Source organism: Lentibacillus kimchii (assembly GCF_042666895.1).
Lineage (GTDB): Bacteria > Bacillota > Bacilli > Bacillales > Amphibacillaceae > Lentibacillus > Lentibacillus kimchii.
In genome coordinates, this window is record NZ_JBHTGR010000031.1 from 1 (window position 1) to 16,862 (window position 16,862).

The 16,862-nt window shown below is 44.2% G+C and carries 13 protein-coding genes; 6 read left to right on the forward strand and 7 right to left on the reverse strand.

The window, feature by feature from the left end; genetic code table 11:
• Positions 1-781: 781 nt before the first annotated feature.
• The 3 genes from ACFQU8_RS09650 to ACFQU8_RS09660 form a co-directional block, all read right to left on the reverse strand.
• On the reverse strand, positions 782-1,984 hold the full coding sequence (locus tag ACFQU8_RS09650; RefSeq protein ID WP_382359215.1) for an ornithine--oxo-acid transaminase: 1,203 nt from the start codon (positions 1,982-1,984) through the stop codon (positions 782-784).
• A 382-nt stretch (positions 1,985-2,366) separates the two neighbouring features.
• Positions 2,367-2,966 (reverse strand): trimeric intracellular cation channel family protein, encoded by a 600-nt coding sequence (locus ACFQU8_RS09655; protein ID WP_382359218.1) that lies wholly within the window; start codon positions 2,964-2,966, stop codon positions 2,367-2,369.
• A gap of 753 nt (positions 2,967-3,719) precedes the next feature.
• A complete protein-coding gene (locus tag ACFQU8_RS09660; protein ID WP_382359221.1) occupies positions 3,720-4,610 on the reverse strand; it encodes a proline iminopeptidase-family hydrolase in 891 nt (296 codons plus the stop codon).
• Between the two features lie 271 nt (positions 4,611-4,881).
• Here ACFQU8_RS09660 and ACFQU8_RS09665 point away from each other — a divergent pair, with 271 nt between their 5' ends.
• The gene (locus tag ACFQU8_RS09665; RefSeq protein WP_382359224.1) at positions 4,882-6,927 is read left to right on the forward strand and encodes a catalase; all 2,046 of its coding nucleotides are present in this window, start codon (positions 4,882-4,884) and stop codon (positions 6,925-6,927) included.
• A gap of 164 nt (positions 6,928-7,091) precedes the next feature.
• On the opposite strand, the gene ACFQU8_RS09670 is transcribed toward ACFQU8_RS09665, so the two are convergent.
• The 4 genes from ACFQU8_RS09670 to ACFQU8_RS09685 form a co-directional block, all read right to left on the reverse strand.
• The gene (locus tag ACFQU8_RS09670) at positions 7,092-7,571 is read right to left on the reverse strand and encodes a nucleoside deaminase (RefSeq protein ID WP_382359227.1); all 480 of its coding nucleotides are present in this window, start codon (positions 7,569-7,571) and stop codon (positions 7,092-7,094) included.
• Positions 7,572-7,774: 203 nt separating this feature from the next.
• A complete protein-coding gene (locus ACFQU8_RS09675; protein ID WP_382359230.1) occupies positions 7,775-9,028 on the reverse strand; it encodes a CynX/NimT family MFS transporter in 1,254 nt (417 codons plus the stop codon).
• Positions 9,029-9,035: 7 nt separating this feature from the next.
• A complete protein-coding gene (locus ACFQU8_RS09680) occupies positions 9,036-9,725 on the reverse strand; it encodes a FadR/GntR family transcriptional regulator (RefSeq protein ID WP_382359233.1) in 690 nt (229 codons plus the stop codon).
• Between the two features lie 148 nt (positions 9,726-9,873).
• On the reverse strand, positions 9,874-10,173 hold the full coding sequence (locus ACFQU8_RS09685) for a hypothetical protein (RefSeq protein WP_382359236.1): 300 nt from the start codon (positions 10,171-10,173) through the stop codon (positions 9,874-9,876).
• Between the two features lie 523 nt (positions 10,174-10,696).
• On the opposite strand from ACFQU8_RS09685, the gene ACFQU8_RS09690 reads away from it, so the two are divergent.
• The 5 genes from ACFQU8_RS09690 to ACFQU8_RS09710 all read left to right on the forward strand — a co-directional run bounded on the left by ACFQU8_RS09690 (position 10,697) and on the right by ACFQU8_RS09710 (position 16,476).
• Complete coding sequence (locus tag ACFQU8_RS09690; RefSeq protein ID WP_382359239.1) at positions 10,697-11,635, forward strand: ABC transporter substrate-binding protein; 939 nt, start codon at positions 10,697-10,699, stop codon at positions 11,633-11,635.
• Positions 11,636-11,756: 121 nt separating this feature from the next.
• Positions 11,757-12,608: an ABC transporter permease gene (locus ACFQU8_RS09695; protein WP_382359242.1), complete on the forward strand. Its 852-nt coding sequence runs from the start codon at positions 11,757-11,759 to the stop codon at positions 12,606-12,608.
• A 34-nt stretch (positions 12,609-12,642) separates the two neighbouring features.
• The gene (locus ACFQU8_RS09700) at positions 12,643-13,833 is read left to right on the forward strand and encodes a quaternary amine ABC transporter ATP-binding protein (protein WP_382359244.1); all 1,191 of its coding nucleotides are present in this window, start codon (positions 12,643-12,645) and stop codon (positions 13,831-13,833) included.
• 879 nt (positions 13,834-14,712) lie between these two features.
• Positions 14,713-15,282 (forward strand): sigma-70 family RNA polymerase sigma factor, encoded by a 570-nt coding sequence (locus ACFQU8_RS09705; protein WP_382359247.1) that lies wholly within the window; start codon positions 14,713-14,715, stop codon positions 15,280-15,282.
• A gap of 75 nt (positions 15,283-15,357) precedes the next feature.
• Positions 15,358-16,476 (forward strand): DnaD domain-containing protein, encoded by a 1,119-nt coding sequence (locus ACFQU8_RS09710; RefSeq protein ID WP_382359250.1) that lies wholly within the window; start codon positions 15,358-15,360, stop codon positions 16,474-16,476.
• Positions 16,477-16,862: the final 386 nt, after the last annotated feature.

A 16,862-nucleotide genomic window follows, 5' to 3' on the forward strand; every position in this document is an offset into this window, starting at 1 on the left:
GTTTTAGTTCAACTACCATTATACAAGATTTGGGGAGGTACTTCCTTTTTTACGTTTTTAAGTCCTTGCGCCGCAAGGGCTATGAATTATGAAATTCGCTCAGTACTATCTATATTTTATATAAGTTAACCCATAACCAGATACCGATAGTATGGGAAGTCGTATTTTCGCTTTCCCACATATATCCGTAATGGTCAGCAACTGCCGGCCAAGCACACAATACCTCATATCCGCTTGTCCAATTGGGTATATGTCATTTCCTTGTCCAAAGACAGTCCAAACGATTGGGATATTTTCTTTATACATTAGGAAAGCCTATCTATCCGTCTGAAACGGGCAAAAACTGGTCCTAGCGTGAATTGGACCCACCGAACATGGTGCATGCTTGATACATTGCTAACCTGTGAAACTATTACAGAGGCTCGGGAAGTATCAATATCGAGGTAGTCTTGGTGAACGAGGAATATGCCAGAAACGTTGTGTATTCCCCGCTTATATGGAGTCGCCAGCCAAGTCCGAAATACGCAATATACGCTGATTCTCAGAATATATTTACTACAATAAGACTTACAAATCAATAAAAAAGCATGAGGTCGAAATCCCCATGCTTCATCAAGACTTTCTATTAGAATATATTATATTGCCAAGCTTAGCGATATTCCATGTCTCACTTAATTGTTAAGCCTGCAGCTTATCATTTTCACTGAAAGACCTGGCCAAATTTGGCGAGTCGTTCTCTGCAGAGAATGACATGTCAATTCTCATCAGAAACATTATGATTTTAATTTGACAATACTTGTTTTATCTTATCAATGCCCCAATCAAGTTCTTCTTTCGTAATAACGAGCGGAGGCGCGAACCGAATCGTATTTTCATGTGTTTCCTTACATAACACACCAGCTTCTATGATTTCCTCACATAAAGGACGAACGGGTTTATTGAATTCCACCCCGATGAAAAGACCGCGGGCGCGAATCTCTTTTATTTCTGGATTATTGATTTCTTTTAGTGCATTTGCGAAGTATTCTCCAAGCTCAAGTGACTTTTGAGCAAGATTTTCTTCTTCAATCACATCAATGGCGGCCATGGATGCGGCACAAGCTAATGGGTTGCCTCCGAAGGTTGATCCATGTGACCCTGGTATGAAAACATTCATAATATCATCATTAGCAGCAATAGCAGACACCGGCATGACACCGCCGCCTAATGCCTTGCCCATAGCATAGATATCCGGAACGACATTTTCCCAATCACAAGCAAACATTTTACCAGTACGTCCTAATCCTGTTTGTATTTCATCAGCAATGAACAGGACATTGTTTTCTGTACAGATGTCACGAACCTCTTTCAGGTAACCTTCGGGCGGAATAATGATACCGGCCTCTCCTTGAATGGGTTCCACAATCACGGCGGCAGTGTTTGCTGTAATAGCTTCTCGAATAGCCTCTGCGTCACCATACGCTGCCTGGTATATTCCTGGCATAAAAGGGCCATAATTTTTCGTTGCCTCAGGGTCATCGGACATGGATATAGCATTTAACGTACGGCCGTGAAAGTTCCCTGTCGCTGCGATAATTTCAGCCTTGTTATCTTCTACACCTTTGACTTCATAAGCCCAGCGGCGAGCTGCCTTGATCGCCGTTTCAGTTGCCTCAACACCTGTATTCATAGGCAAAACTTTATCCTTGTTCGTCAACTCAGCGACACGCTTAGCCCATGGTCCAAGCACGTCATTGTGAAATGCTCGGGACGTTAATGTTAGAGTATCAAGCTGATCCTTCACTGCTTGAATGATCTTCGGATGGCGGTGCCCATGATTAAGTGCCGAATAAGAACTCAGCATGTCCACATAATTATTTCCTTCAGGGTCTTTTGCCCAGACGCCTTCTGCTTCAGAAATAACAACCGGTAATGGGTGATAGTTATGTGCATTATATTGGAAGGTTTGTTCCATAATATTCGCAGAGTTTGTTTCTGTAGACATACTCAATTCCTCCTCAGATTTTTAAATTAGCGTTTATATAATAGAAAGCTTAAACTTCTTCTTTCTCATTACACTACTACCCATATAGAATATTACAGTATTACTTGATAACGCAAACAATGTGATTTTTTTGTGTTTTATATTATTTATTTGGATGACCTAACACCTAGAGTAAGAAGCATTTACCGAACAATGAATATCGAATTAAACCTCATTTCATAAAAGAACGAATAGAGCGCCAGCCAATCGATTCTTGATTTATATAATCAGGATGGAAGTACTGTGTTCACTGGCCCAATAATAGTACTTCTTCAGTAATCTGGCGCATAATTTTTATGCCAGAATTGCACCCATTGCTTAACATTGATTTTATACCGTGTCATCACGATATTGAACGCTGAGGTAATCGCCATTTAAATTGCACCGACAACATCCTCAACGTAACAATTGCAGCAAAAAGGGCACCTGTCATCCAAGGGCCCTGGATGACGCCGAGACCAACCATTAACCCGCCAAGTGCCGCCCAGAGAGCATAAATCTCAGCGCGAAAAATCATTGGTTTCCTTCCAGCAAAAACATCCCGGATCATACCCCCGCCTGAACCTGTCAAAGTTGCTGCAACAAGCACTGCACTTAAAGGTGCGCCAATTTCAACAGCACTGACAGCCCCTTGAATCGCAAATGATGCTAACCCGATGGCATCAAAAAGAATGCCCCATTTAAACCAATATTCAAACCACTGTCTCGGCAGTATAAAGATAATGATATTCGTTAGGAAAACGGCGATGAATAAATCACCCTGCGTCCAAATGTTTTCAATTGGTATGCCAATTAGCAAATTTCGGATCGTACTGCCTCCGAATGCTGTCGTAAACCCTAAAACTTGGACACCTAATATGTCATAATGCTCTTTTAGTGCAATAATGGCACCACTAATGGCAAAAGCAAGCGTGCCTATGATATTAAGAACGTCCCACGTCATTTTGCATCGCTTCCCCTTTTAGGTTTCGTGTTATTTCATAATGTGACAAGTGTAGCGTAAATAACGGCATTCGAACAGTCCCGTTACAGGGATTCTTTTGTCAGGCTGGGTTCAAGACGCCTGGTGATGCATCCGTCGCTCATCAGCCAGATGTGTATGTTGAGTTGGATAAATACGAATGGCATTCTGCTCTATGAGGAGATTGCTAAGAGACTTTTAACTTAATTCTTAATAGTCACCAGCAATTGGTATTCCTTTGGATATGATCGTCCGAGGGAGTAACATTCCAGAATGCAGCCTGTTCTTACTGTAAAGGTTATAGAGCACAAGCAAATGATGTGAAACCCTTGTTCAGGGAAGGCTCAACTGAGTCATTCTGCCGCCATCAACAGTATATACCTGCCCTCTCAAAGGGCTCCATCCACGCACCCAGTGTACTACGACCGATCTCTTCTACGCTCTCGCTGGCCGGGTCCCTGAACACAACACAGCGAATCACGAAGAAGAGGCGCAGGGTCAAGGACAAGCAGCTGCCGCTGTGGCTTCGAGCAATCATCTAATCTTGAAGCTATGAAAAACAATGGCTAAACTTCTACAGGGATAAGGTCATTTACACAAAATTATTGACGCCCCATAAATAACATCCCCCCTTGCCATGATCAACCTTCCCACAAAACAATCACCCTGATCCAAGCGGACAGGGTGATTGTTTAATGAAGAAACTGCTTCATCTGCGTGACCTTTCAAAATAGATTATTCAAACTCGCCAGCATTAACGTCTTTGAGAAATTGAATTAAGTGACTAAAATAAGCTTCCGGGTCGTCCCACATGGATAAATGACTGCCCTGCTCACAGATGCCAACCCTTGAGTGAGGAATCCGGCGCCCCATTTCTTCAATATCGCTGACAGACATCGTATCATGCCGCCCGACGATCATTAGTGTTGGTGTCGTAATATTTTTCAGAGAGTCCCAGCGATCCCAGTCCTTCAATGTGCCGGTGAACACAAATTCATTGGCTCCCTGCATGGTGTTATAAATGTCTTCATTCGTTCGGCCGAAGCCACGTTCAACAGCACTCGGCCACGGATCCAGGCGGCAAACATGCTGCTTGTCCAGATGCTCATGTATAATTTCCTCGTATTCTGGTGCACTATAGTCACCGGCAGCTTCATATTTATTAAGTGTATCGATCAGATGCTGAGGAAGCTGATTTCTAAGCACGTTGAGATATTCAACATAGGATGGAATGCTTGCTGTCATATTGGAAATAACCAATCCTGCTAGATGATCCCCATATTTCAGAGCATATTCCATACCTAAAATACCGCCCCATGACGAACCAAGGATGTAAAATTGCTCAAGCCCCAAATATTGCCGCACTTCTTCTACTTCTTCGCGAAACCGCTCAATATTCCATAGACTAGTGTCATCAGGCTGGTCTGAAAAATAAGATCCCAGTTGATCATAGAAATAAACTTCAATGCCTTCAGGCGGCAAATAATCCGCAAAGTTTTCAAAGTACTCGTGTGTCGCGCCAGGACCGCCGTGCAGCAGCAGAACCTTTATCGGGCCTTCACCCACCCGTCTCGTCCATACATGATAACCACCACTGATTGGTACGATCGTTGTTTTGCCTGACATAAGTGCATCTCCTCTCCGATGTTTGGATTGTCAGACTATTGTAGCATTTGTCTAAATATTTGTCATTTAATGAAAACAATTTAAAATGTTTATTCTCACGCCTCTCGCTTTCCCGGCACCACACCATAAGCCTGCCTGTCCACCCACGAGCATTCGACAAAATGCGGGCCGTGCCAGGCACCGTAAATACACGCATAAAAATTTTTTTAAGATCAAAACTAGTTCATAAACATCAGTTGATTAGCAACAACAAAATGAATGGAGTGATTTTATGTCTGATTATTCATCTTCCAATGGAAATAGCAAGAATGAACAATTAGATGAATTTCGTGTTAGTGATGCAGGACAGCCAATGACAACGAATCAGGGAAGACAAGTCTCGAATGACGAGAGAATCTTAACGGCTGGGGAGCGAGGACCGGGCGTATTAGAGAATGTCCATTTTTTTGAAAAGATGACATCCTTTGGACATGAAACGGTACCTCCAAGAAGGCTTCACGCCAGAGGATACGGGGCGCATGGCGAGTTTGAATGCTACCAATCGATGAAGCAGTTTACAAAAGCTGGCTTTTTACAGGAAGCTGGAAAAAAGACGCCCTTATTTGTTCGCTTTTCAACGGTGCAAGGAAACAAAGGCTCAAAAGACACAGCGAGAGATTTACGCTGCTTAGGTGTGAAAATGTACACGGAGGAAGGCAATATCGATCTGACGACGATTGATTTCCCTGTATTAATCAATCAGGACCCGATGAAGTTTCCTGACTTGATTCATGCCTACCAGCCTGAACCACGCACTGGCATGCCGCAAGCCGCAGGTGCCCATGATAATTTCTGGGATTACGTGGCAAATAACCCTGAATCACTGCACATGACGCTGTGGGTTATGTCAGACCGAGGCGTGCTCAGAAGTTACCGGATGATGGAATCATGGTCAGTGAATACATACCTCTTTGTGAATGAGGAAGGTGTGAAGACGTTTGTCCGGTACGTTTGGAAACCTGTCCTGGGATCCCATTCCCTGCTAATGGATGAAGCACAGAAGATTGGCGGCATCGATCCGGATTTTCACCGCCGGGATCTGAGAGACGCGATTGATCAAGGCGCGTATGCTGAATATGAACTAGGCGTGCAGCTCATTTCAGAGGAAGATCAATTCAACTATGACTTTGATATCCTTGATTCTACGAAGTTCTGGCCTGAAGAACTTATCCCTGTTCAGATGATTGGTAAAATGACGTTGAATCGAAATGTGGAAAATGATTTTGCTGAGAATGAGCAGGTCGCATTTAATCCTGCGAATGTCGTCCCAGGCATTGGATTTTCGAATGACCCGGTCTTGCAGGGCTGGTTAATTGCCTATCAGCCTACCCAATACCATCGCTTAGGCGGGAAAAACTTTCAGCACTTGCCAATTAATCGACCTATTTGTCCGTTTCATAATAACCAGCAAGAAGGGTATATGAACTATGAAATCGATGCGGATCAGACGAATTATCATCAAAACTCACTTTTAAACAATACGCCGTACACAACGCCGCCCGAGCAAGGCGGATACGAACATTACCCGTCACAAGTATCGGGCCACCTCACACGCGAGCGACCTGAAAAATTTGATGATCACTTTACACAGCCGAGAATTTTTTGGAACAGTTTAACGGCTATTGAAAGGCAGCATATGATTGAAGCTCTGAATTTTCAAATTGGCAGTGTCAAAAGTGAATCAGTGCGCCAGCAAGCCGTCGATTTATTAGTCAATGTTGATAAAAATATGGCTGCCACTGTCGCCGATAACGTTGGGGTCAGTCGTCCAAGCGGTACACATGTCTCCGTATCAACAAGTTACCCATCCCTGAGCCAAACAGGTACACCTAAATATGCTTTCTCTTTAAAAGTGGGTGTCTTGATTGGCGACGGATTTAATGCCAATGAGGTAACACGTACACTCCAAACATTAAAAGAATACGGCGTGTTTGTGGTCATTGTAAGTGATACCCTGGGAACGGTTACCGGGGATGATGGCACAACACTCAAAGTTGACAAGACGTTTCTGACAACAAACCCTTATTTATTAGATTCTCTCTATATCATCGGAGGTCAATCGAAGGTACAAGATAAATTTAATGATGAAGTTAATGAGTATGTAAACGTAGCGTATAAACATTATAAACCCATTGGTGTAGCATCAACCGGGCAGTCCTATCTAGCAGCATCAGGGACGAATAATTCAGCCGGGGTCGTTTACACTGGCAATAACGCTGACTTCGGTCTGGATTTTGTCCGTGCTATTAAACAACAGCGATTTTGGGACAGAACATAATAGTATGGTTTTTAGTTGGATCGTGATGTTCCCCCGGACGAATGGGTCGGGGGCTTTTTTTACCTGCGGGGTCTTACGTTAATCCGGGGGTAACAGAGATTGAAACACCTATTTCACTTTGCAAAAAGCTAACTCCCCGCGCATATCGACGCGGGGAGATTAAGTCACCCTTCATGATACCTGCGCTGCAGCTCGCGAACCTGTTCGGCTAGTTCAGGCACAGGGCCTTCAACATTCGCATCACGGATAATGTCTTCGATTGGGTAAGAATAAATGGGACCTTCTTTAGAAATGTTCATGTCTTTGTGCCACTCTGACAGCTGACGTGATGAGCTGACATAAACAATCCGGTCCAAGCCGGCAATTCCGTGCGCCGTTGAACACATGGAACAATGCTCGCCTGATGTATAAACAGTGGCCTGCTTCCGGTCCTCCGGCGTCATATTCTGTGCAGCCCAGCGCGCCAATTCAAATTCGGGATGATGCGTTTTGTCGACTGTTGCGTCACGATTGCGATCTTCCTTTAGCACGTCGCCGTCTGCTGAGACAAGGACTGATCCAAATGGCGCATCACCAGCATCCAGTGCTTCCTCAGCAAGTTCCACACACCGCTTGAGATGCTTCATATCCATATTACTTACCATCTATGCATCCTCCTCTATATGATCATCAAGCCATACCTATACTTTAGCATATCAGATGGCATTGTCGCATAAAGCCGATCTACTATAAAGCCTGGTCCTTAGGAAATAGCCTATCACCTACCGCAAAATGCAGGCGTATCCTCATCAATCGCGACAAGAATGTTATTAAACATGTTTGCCCATCCTTTCATTATCCTGACAAATTAATACATTTCCGCTTCCGCAATCTCTTGGTCACTTTGTTTTGCGGTCCGATCTGATATGGTCCTTTCTTTACCAGACACAATACCCGCTATCAGAACGATCACGGATATGAGAATTAAGAACAGCAGCGGCATTGTCCACCCACCGCCTATGTCGTGCAAGGTACCGACAAGCACAGGACCTAAGGCAGCTAAAAGGTATCCAAATGATTGAGCCATGCCTGACAATTCAGCTGCTTCTTTTCCATTGTGGGTTCTGATTGTAAAGAACATCATGGAGAGACTAAATCCACTTCCTCCGGCAATTCCAAGCAGAATAGCCCATAATGGCACAAACATCATACTCTCAAACAGTAATCCGGTAAATCCAATCATAAACAATACAGCCGTTCCGACAGCCAGACTAATCTGATTCTTCATTTTTTCAGCGATAACCGGAATAACAAAAGTAGTGGGAATCAATGCAGCTTGCATCAGAAAGACCATCCATCCGGCAGTGCCTGCATTATAGCCGATAGAATTCAATATATCCGGCATCCAGGCAATTAACGTATAAAAGCCCAGGGATTGTCCTCCCATAAACAGGGTTATCCCCCAGGCGATCGGGGAACGCCATAAATTGCTTTTTTGCTTGGCTTCTGCATTTGCTTCAGGTGATGTATCACGCTGTTTGCGCAGCTGTGGGAGCCATACTAGCAGAGAAATAAGTGTCAGTAGTCCCCAGATACCAAGGGCACCTTGCCATCCCATGTTTCCAGCAGACGAAATAGGCACGCTTAACCCAGACCCCAAAGCACCGAATATATTCATGAATACAGCGTACATACCAGTCATAATGCCTATTTTTAAAGGAAAATTCATCTTGATAATTCCTGGGATTAACACATTACCAACGGCGATAGCCAGTCCAATAAGAAGTGTTCCGGTAAATAAAAGCCCAATTCCTGTTATTGAGCGTATGATGATACCAATGATAAGCAGTACCAATGACAGTGCTATTGTCCATTCCATGCCTATACGATTGGCTATTTTCGGTGCAAATGGAGATAGAACAGCGAATGCAAGCAAAGGCAATGTCGTTATTAAGCCTGCAACCGTATTGCTGATGCCAAGGTCATCACGGATAAAAGAAACGAGTGATCCGACAGACGTTATGGGGACCCTTAAATTAGACCCGACTAAGATAACACCGATAAGTAATAACCAGCTGGCTTTGGTCGTGTTGTTTGTTAATGCTCCTGTTTGTTTACTCATGACTACTCTATTCCTCCATCATTTTAGTTATACTTTCCCTTAATAACGCCATATCCTTATCAACATACGCTACTGCAGACGCTTTATCCTGATTCTCAATGGCTTGAAATAGACCAAGATGAAACGCTTGTCCAAATGGAAAAGAAGGTTCCATAACCATGAAATCATAAGCGAAGGAATATATGATATCTGTCATATGTTCATATAAATCAATCAATAACTGATTATCGGAAGCCTGCACAATCGTTTTGTGAAACTGAATATCGGACGTAATAAACTGATCAAGATTTTTGAGTTCAAAAGCCTGTTTACCATTGTTTAGGTGTGATTCCATTTTCTTTAAATCAGCATCTGTTCTATGTTGGGAAGCCATCTGGGCTGCTTGTTTTTCCAAACCTAATCGTACTTCAAGTGTTTCTAGCATGGTAGCTTTTTTAGCATAGGGTTTTAACGCTGCTCCAAGAGCACTTTTTGATCGCACAGTCGTTCCACTGCCTTGTTTGGTCTCCAATAATCCGGCGTGTACTAAAGCCCGGATCGCTTCTCTTAATGTATTACGGCTGACGTCAAAATCCTCCATTAATTCCATTTCAGGTGGCAGTTTTTCGCCTATCTTCCATTCCCCTTGTTCAATTAATTGCTCGATCTGTTCGGCAACCTGCTCCACCAGTGACATGCGATTGGGTTTTTGTATCATGAGGCCCCTCCGTAAGTTGTAGGATGATTGGTTCATAGGATATATTAATGTAATAAAATCAACTTGTAAAGACTTATGCTTTGCACGCGGTAAACAAGACAGCACTTATGCAAATTGTGGAGGCAGCCACCCACCCCAAGCACACGCCTTACCCGCTCCGATACTTCGCCAGCAACCGAGTCACGCACCTCTTTCGCTGCTTCTTCCTGTTCGCGCTTCCGCTCCTCCTTGCCTCGCGTCCCCAGCTTTTCACAGCCTCAGCCGAAACACCTTCCTGACGCGCTATCTCCGGCAAACGCATGTCCTCAATGATGTGATACTGCACCCATTTCCACTGATTGGCCGTCAGCTTCGACTTCACGCGATCCCAGAACGCATCATCAGCTATCGCCACACCCGATGGAACAACCAGCTCGATAAATATAAGCTGAAAATCCGCGATCGCCAAAAGTTAGGGACGAATTTTAACAACCCTGCCTCTTTTCCCCTAAAACAAAAAAAGCGAGAGCTAGATCCATATAGCCAGCACTCGCTTTCAGCATTCGACAAAACCCGGGTTGACAGGCACCGAAAGAACGAGATTAACGTTATTCGAATAAAAACGGACTATGTGTTTGTATTTCACCGATTTTCTTGCCTATTAATACTATTTTTCGACATAAGCCTTTAAAATCCCAAAATATTATCTTAAATACAATTTGTGGTAATAGGCATTTTTTTATATACTTATAACGTATTAAGGAAATATTACAATTATTAAAATAGCTTCATTGTCCGGGATAAATATCGTTTTGAAAGAAGTCACCTGATGCATGTTCTCTTGTTTTTCCTTATGGAACATTTCAATATCTCATCCTTCATCCAGCTTTAAGGGTAATAAATACAATAGAAAGGAAACGAATATGAAAAATAGATGGACTTACACATGGATTGGCATGCTTGGGTTATTTATTATAATTATAATATCCAGCATGACAACCGAGACGGCGACCGAAGAAGCAAAAGGAACAATCAGTTTTGCCGACCCCCAATGGGACAGCATTCGAGTACATAATCATATTGCCCAATTCATTCTTGAAAATGGATATGACTATGACACAGAAACAAAGAGCGGTTCAACGGCGGCTACGTTCACCGATTTTACGCAAGGTAATATAGACGTAACGATGGAAGTGTGGCCGAATAATTACCGGGATGCTTTTGAGGAAGCAAAAAAAGCCGGAGACATCGACGTATTAAAAACAAATTTTACCGGTCAACAGGGTTTTTTTGTCCCGACATATGTCATTGAAGGCGATAAAGAAAGAGGTATCGAACCTATAGCTCCTGATCTGGAAAGTGTCGACGATTTACCCGATTACCAAGATATTTTCGAGGATCCAGAAGACCCTGAAAAAGGCAGGATCATCGGAGGATATAGTGAGGCAGAAGCGTCTGAAATCACCATGAAAAAGGTGAAAGTGTATGGGTTGGACGAGACATATAACCATTTCACACCTGGTACAGAAGGGGCATTATCCGCATCATTCGTCAGAGCCTATGAAAATAAAGAACCGTGGGTTGGATACTACTGGACGCCAACTGCATTGGCGACCAAATATGATATGACCATGCTGGAAGAACCTGATTACGATGAGGAAACCTGGAACGATAACTTTGGTACCAAGTTTCCACCAGATGACGTTTATGTAAGTGTCTATAAAGACTTTGAGGAGAAATATCCCGATGCGATGAAATTTCTGGAGCAATATAAAACCTCCACTGATCTAACAGGGGAAGCACTTGTTTATATGGATGACAATGACGCATCAGCTGAGGAAGCAGCAAAATGGTGGGTGGAAGAGCACGAAGATGTCTGGGCCGAGTGGGTTCCGGATGATGTGGCTCAAAAAGTGCAGGATGCTTACTGATGCTAATGTCCTTCCAATGGAACAACATCATTTTCCATGCAAAAACGACTTTCTATCATTCAACGACTCTAACATCTTTTACAGAAAGTGAGGTGGCGGTTGCGGCGAAGCAACCCACACAATGTTTAATTTCCCGGAATCTTTAACTCTTCACTTAGGTGATTACGTCGATCTCATTGTTAAATGGCTCACAACGCACTGGGGCACCTTTTTCGATGGAATCAACACAGGCGTGCTCTGGATGCTGAACAATTTCAACGATTTTCTGATCTGGCTGCCCTGGTGGTATTTCATCTTGATCATTTTACTTTTGGCATGGCAGTTCAAATCCCTGTCCAACGGCATTGTATTTTCTCTGTTTTTGGTGCTGATCGGTATGTTCGGATATTGGGATGATATGATGTTCACACTGAGCATTGTTCTGGCATCTGTTATCATTTCCGTTATCATCGGTATTCCGTTCGGTGTCCTGATGGCTTATTCCAAACGATTTGAAATAATCGTAAAGCCTATTCTGGATGGCATGCAGACGATGCCCACGTTCGTCTATCTGATCCCGGCGATCTTTTTCTTCGGACTTGGTCTGACAGCGGGGCTGCTTTCCACGGTCATTTATGCCATCCCGCCAATCATGCGATTGACAAGCCTATCTATCCGGCAAGTACCTAATGAAGTAGTCGAGGCGGGGTTATCATTTGGCTCTTCACGGATGCAAATGCTCCGGAAGGTCGAGATCCCTCAAGCACTCCCAGCCATCATGACCGGTGTCAACCAAACGACGATGATGGCACTCGCGATGGTCGTCGTTGCATCCATGGTTGGTGTAAAAGGACTTGGCCTGGAAGTATTACACGCACTCGGGCAAGTGGACATTGCCAAGGGATTCGAAGCAGGCATCAGTATCGTATTTTTGGCGATCATCATTGACCGGCTCACCCTTTCTCTATCAGACAATATCCAAAAACAACATTAAAACATGCAGCATGTAAATGGAGGCGTATGTGCATATGACGGTTAAAATGGAAGTGAAAGAATTATCGAAGGTTTTTGGCACAAACCCCAAAAGAGCCTTAAAATATGCAAAACAAGGCAAATCAAAAGAAGAAATTTATGAAGAAACAGGGCATACAGTTGGCGTTAACAACGTTTCTTTCGATGTGAAAGAAGGCGAAATGTTCGTCATTATGGGCCTTTCCGGGAGCGGCAAATCAACCCTGATTCGCTGTTTGAATCTCCTGAATAAACCGACCGACGGCCATATTCTAGTTGATGGTGAAGACATCACACACTATAACCATAAACAACTCAAACAATTCCGGCGGCATCAACTGGCGATGGTGTTCCAGCATTTCGGGCTGTTCGACCACCGTACCATCCTGATGAACGTCGTCTATGGATTGGAAGTGCGGGGCATCGATAAGCAGGAATGTTTGGATAAAGCACGATCAAACCTGGAAACGGTAGGATTAAAAGGATGGGAGGATACATTCCCGGATGAATTGAGCGGTGGTATGCAACAACGCGTGGGACTCGCCCGCGCTCTCGCCAATGAACCAGAGATCCTCCTGATGGATGAGCCATTCAGCGCCTTGGACCCACTCATCCGCCGTGACATGCAGCTGGAATTACTTGATCTGCAGAAGAACAAACTGCAAAAAACCGTCATCTTCATTACCCACGATGTCAATGAAGCGTTCAAGCTCGGAGACCGTGTTGCCGTTATGAAAGACGGAGAAATTGAGCAGATTGACACGCCGGAAAATATCTTAGAGAACCCTGCAAACGACTATATCGCTGATTTTGTCCAGGATATCGACCGTTCCAAAATCCTGAAGGCTGAAGATATTATGATCAGGCCCAATTCCCTCATTAATATCAGGGACAGCGTCAAAGTAGCGATTCGGGAAATGAGAAGCAATGGTTTGTCCAGTGTATATGCAATTGACACAAACAGACAGCTCAAAGGCATTGTAACCATTGATGACGCCCTGGAAGCATCAAAGTCCGGCCAAACGCTGCAAGACGTCCTGACAGACAACAACGAAACAGCCGCCCCTGACGATTATGTTCAGGACTTAATCAACAAAGCAACCAGATCCAAGTATCCTATTGCCATCATCAAAGACGGAAAACTTCTTGGCATCGTACCAAGAGTAGCCGTTCTCTCCAGTCTCTCCAGCGAAAATCATGAGGAATAAGCGCTCGTCTTAAAACAGCTCTCCATATAGGATGGAGTGGCTGTTTTTTTGTGTATTGTCATGGGCGTTCTCCACAAATGCTCTCTATCTCTTGTATTAATAGATTAGCCGATTGTTTAATTAAAGTCAAGGTCGTATGTTCCCCTCAAAGATAAGAGAATTTCAGTATTGTATATGCCTGAAGATCAAAAACCAGATTTCTCCCTGCTCATCTGCTAATATTAACCCCCGTCAAAGCAGAGAAAAGCATATTTAACAAACTTTCGAATATATCAAATGAACATTAACGCCATTCGACATATATCGACAAAACCCGGGCCGTGCCAAGCACTCAATCGGTACGCATATACGTACCACATACTAATGTATACTTTGTTATCTTTCCAATATAGTCAAAAATATCTTAGTAAAATAGTGGAATATATCATCTCGAAAATAAACCGGACCGTGCCAGGCACCATAAGCCAACTATGTTCCCCTAGACCAACAATTACCGCGCATACGCGGTGTCGCTTTTAATCCCGTCCAAGGATAATTGACCTTGAAAAGAGGGATATGTGTGGCTAACGGTGCATCTGAAATATGTATCGGGAACAACAGCAAAAATCGATTGAACAGCTTGCTTGGAAAGCTAAGATGAATGACAAATATCTAGATGCTGTTCAGGGGAGAATACAGCGTTACAGCCAAATATTTACTGAAACTGCATAACGCGCTTGGCCGTCCCCTTTATTTCTTTGATGAAATCCAGAAATGTATTGATAACAACTCGTAATCACAACTAAGCATCTCGCCTTTATAGAGATACTCGCCACCCTCTTTTTCAAAGACATCCTTCACACATATCCTACCTTTATTACATTCACAAAGGAGACTCACATGACTAACAACAAAATAACCTTCGACGAAATCTTCGAGCAGAACAAGCGGCGGATTCATTACCAGCTCCACAAAATGAACATCCGCGATCCGCATCAGGAATTCTTCCAGGAAGGCCTCATCGCCATGTGGAATGCCTACGAAAAGTACAAGCCCGATAAAGGCCCCATGGCCACTTATTTCAACTACATGATCCGCAACCGCCTTATCGACCGTATGCGCAAGGAAAACCGCTACACCGAAGTAAGGGAACAAGCCACACAGGAATTCAGCACACAACTGACAGATGGCAATCACCGACGCCGTGAAGGCGAAATGGCTCAGCCTCTCACAGCCAATTCCCACCCGCAGCTGAACGATCCCACACCCTGGCAGCATCTCAAATCCCACATGACGGACAAGCAATGGAAATGGGTACAATTTCACATTATCGATAATCTAACCTTGCCGGAAATCGCCCAGCAAGAGAATGTCTCCCTTGAAGCCGTAAAAAGCTGGGGTAAACAAGCCAGGAAAAAACTGCGCACCCTTAACGAGCAAAACATCATCAATCAAGACGATTTCTTCTGATCCGTCCGTACCAGGTACCCTATGCTGTCACCACCATTCTGCACCACACTACAATCCACGCTAAGGAGCATCCTCATGAATTATATTAAAGAACTTAACGCCTTCTACGACCAAATGGTTTTCAACCCTCTGTCCGGTTCGGCTCAAGCCGTCTGGCACGCGCTGATGCACTTCAACAATAAATCAGGCTGGCAGGCCTCGTTCACCGTTCCTGCCACTATGCTTGAGTTCATATCCGGCGTCAAAGGCACCACCTTCAAGCGCGCTCGCACCGAACTCATCGAAAAAGACTATATCGACGTGACACCCGGCAGCGGCAACCAAGCAGCGACGTATCGCATGATCTCGCAAATCAAAATCTTCACCGCATATACCGATGCCGCCTGCCAGGATCCATACGACCCAACCAGCACGCCGAAACATGCATCGCACAACGCACCACAAACGCCACCAGACCATCTGGATTCGATTCCAGCAACACAGCCTGTCGCCACAGAGTCCGTCACCGGGCAAACTGAAAACCGAGATGCCGATCATCCACATAACGATAAGCCAGACAACCCAGCAGCTGCACACCCGGACACGATCCGTCCATCCGAGGGCTACCCGTCAGACCAAACGCCGGGCCACACCTATGATCACAATCCGGTCCGCAATCCGGACCACTATGTGGCCCACAGGACGGACCACAACACGGCCCCATTAGTTAAACAATACCTATACAAAACCCAGACCAAACAAAACCCAACCATAACAACAGCTACTGACTTCTACCAGCAGCATTTTGGCATCGCCACCCCGTATATCGCCCAGGACATCGAGCGCTGGATTAGCGACATGGGCGATCCACTGGTGTTAGATGCGATGAGACGCGCCCTGGAGCAGAACAAGCTCTCATGGGGCTACGTCAAAGGCATTCTCAAATCCTGGCAGACAAAAGGCATCCGAACCGTTGAAGAAGCCACAGCCGATGACCACCAGTTTCGCAACCGGCACAGCCAGTTATCCAGCAGCCATCGTCCCGGAAAAGCCGAAGTCATACCGGAATGGTTTCAAGAGCGAAAACAAAAACAAGCTATGCAACAGCAGCAAGCAGCCAATCATACCAATTCTCATTATAGCCAAGCCGAGTGGGAAGAGTGTGAGCGGTTGTTGGCTAAGTATTCGCATAAAAAACGAACTGCGGATGTGTGAGGGGATTTAGCTGCATGATGACCCATGCGACTTTTTCAACCAACCCAGGCATGATTGGTCACGGACAAATGAGTATCAGATTTCGGACCAATAACCACGGCTCTAACAGTAGCTAATCAGTTGGAGTTGCCTAGAAAATGGCCTTATTTGGAAATGTTATTAGAGATACAGGACATGATGTCTTCCTGTTTAATGAACCTTTCTGGTATGGTTAATCAATCAATTATTTCCAATAAATAGTATAATAATCATAAATCATATAGAAAATTTTATATATTAAAGAAGTGAATCAATTTCATAATTGCTCTTATTAAAAACGCAAAGACCTGCAGAATTTCTAATGTGTATTTTTTTAAAATTCCTCTAAGCAGCCTGCTGCTGCTTTA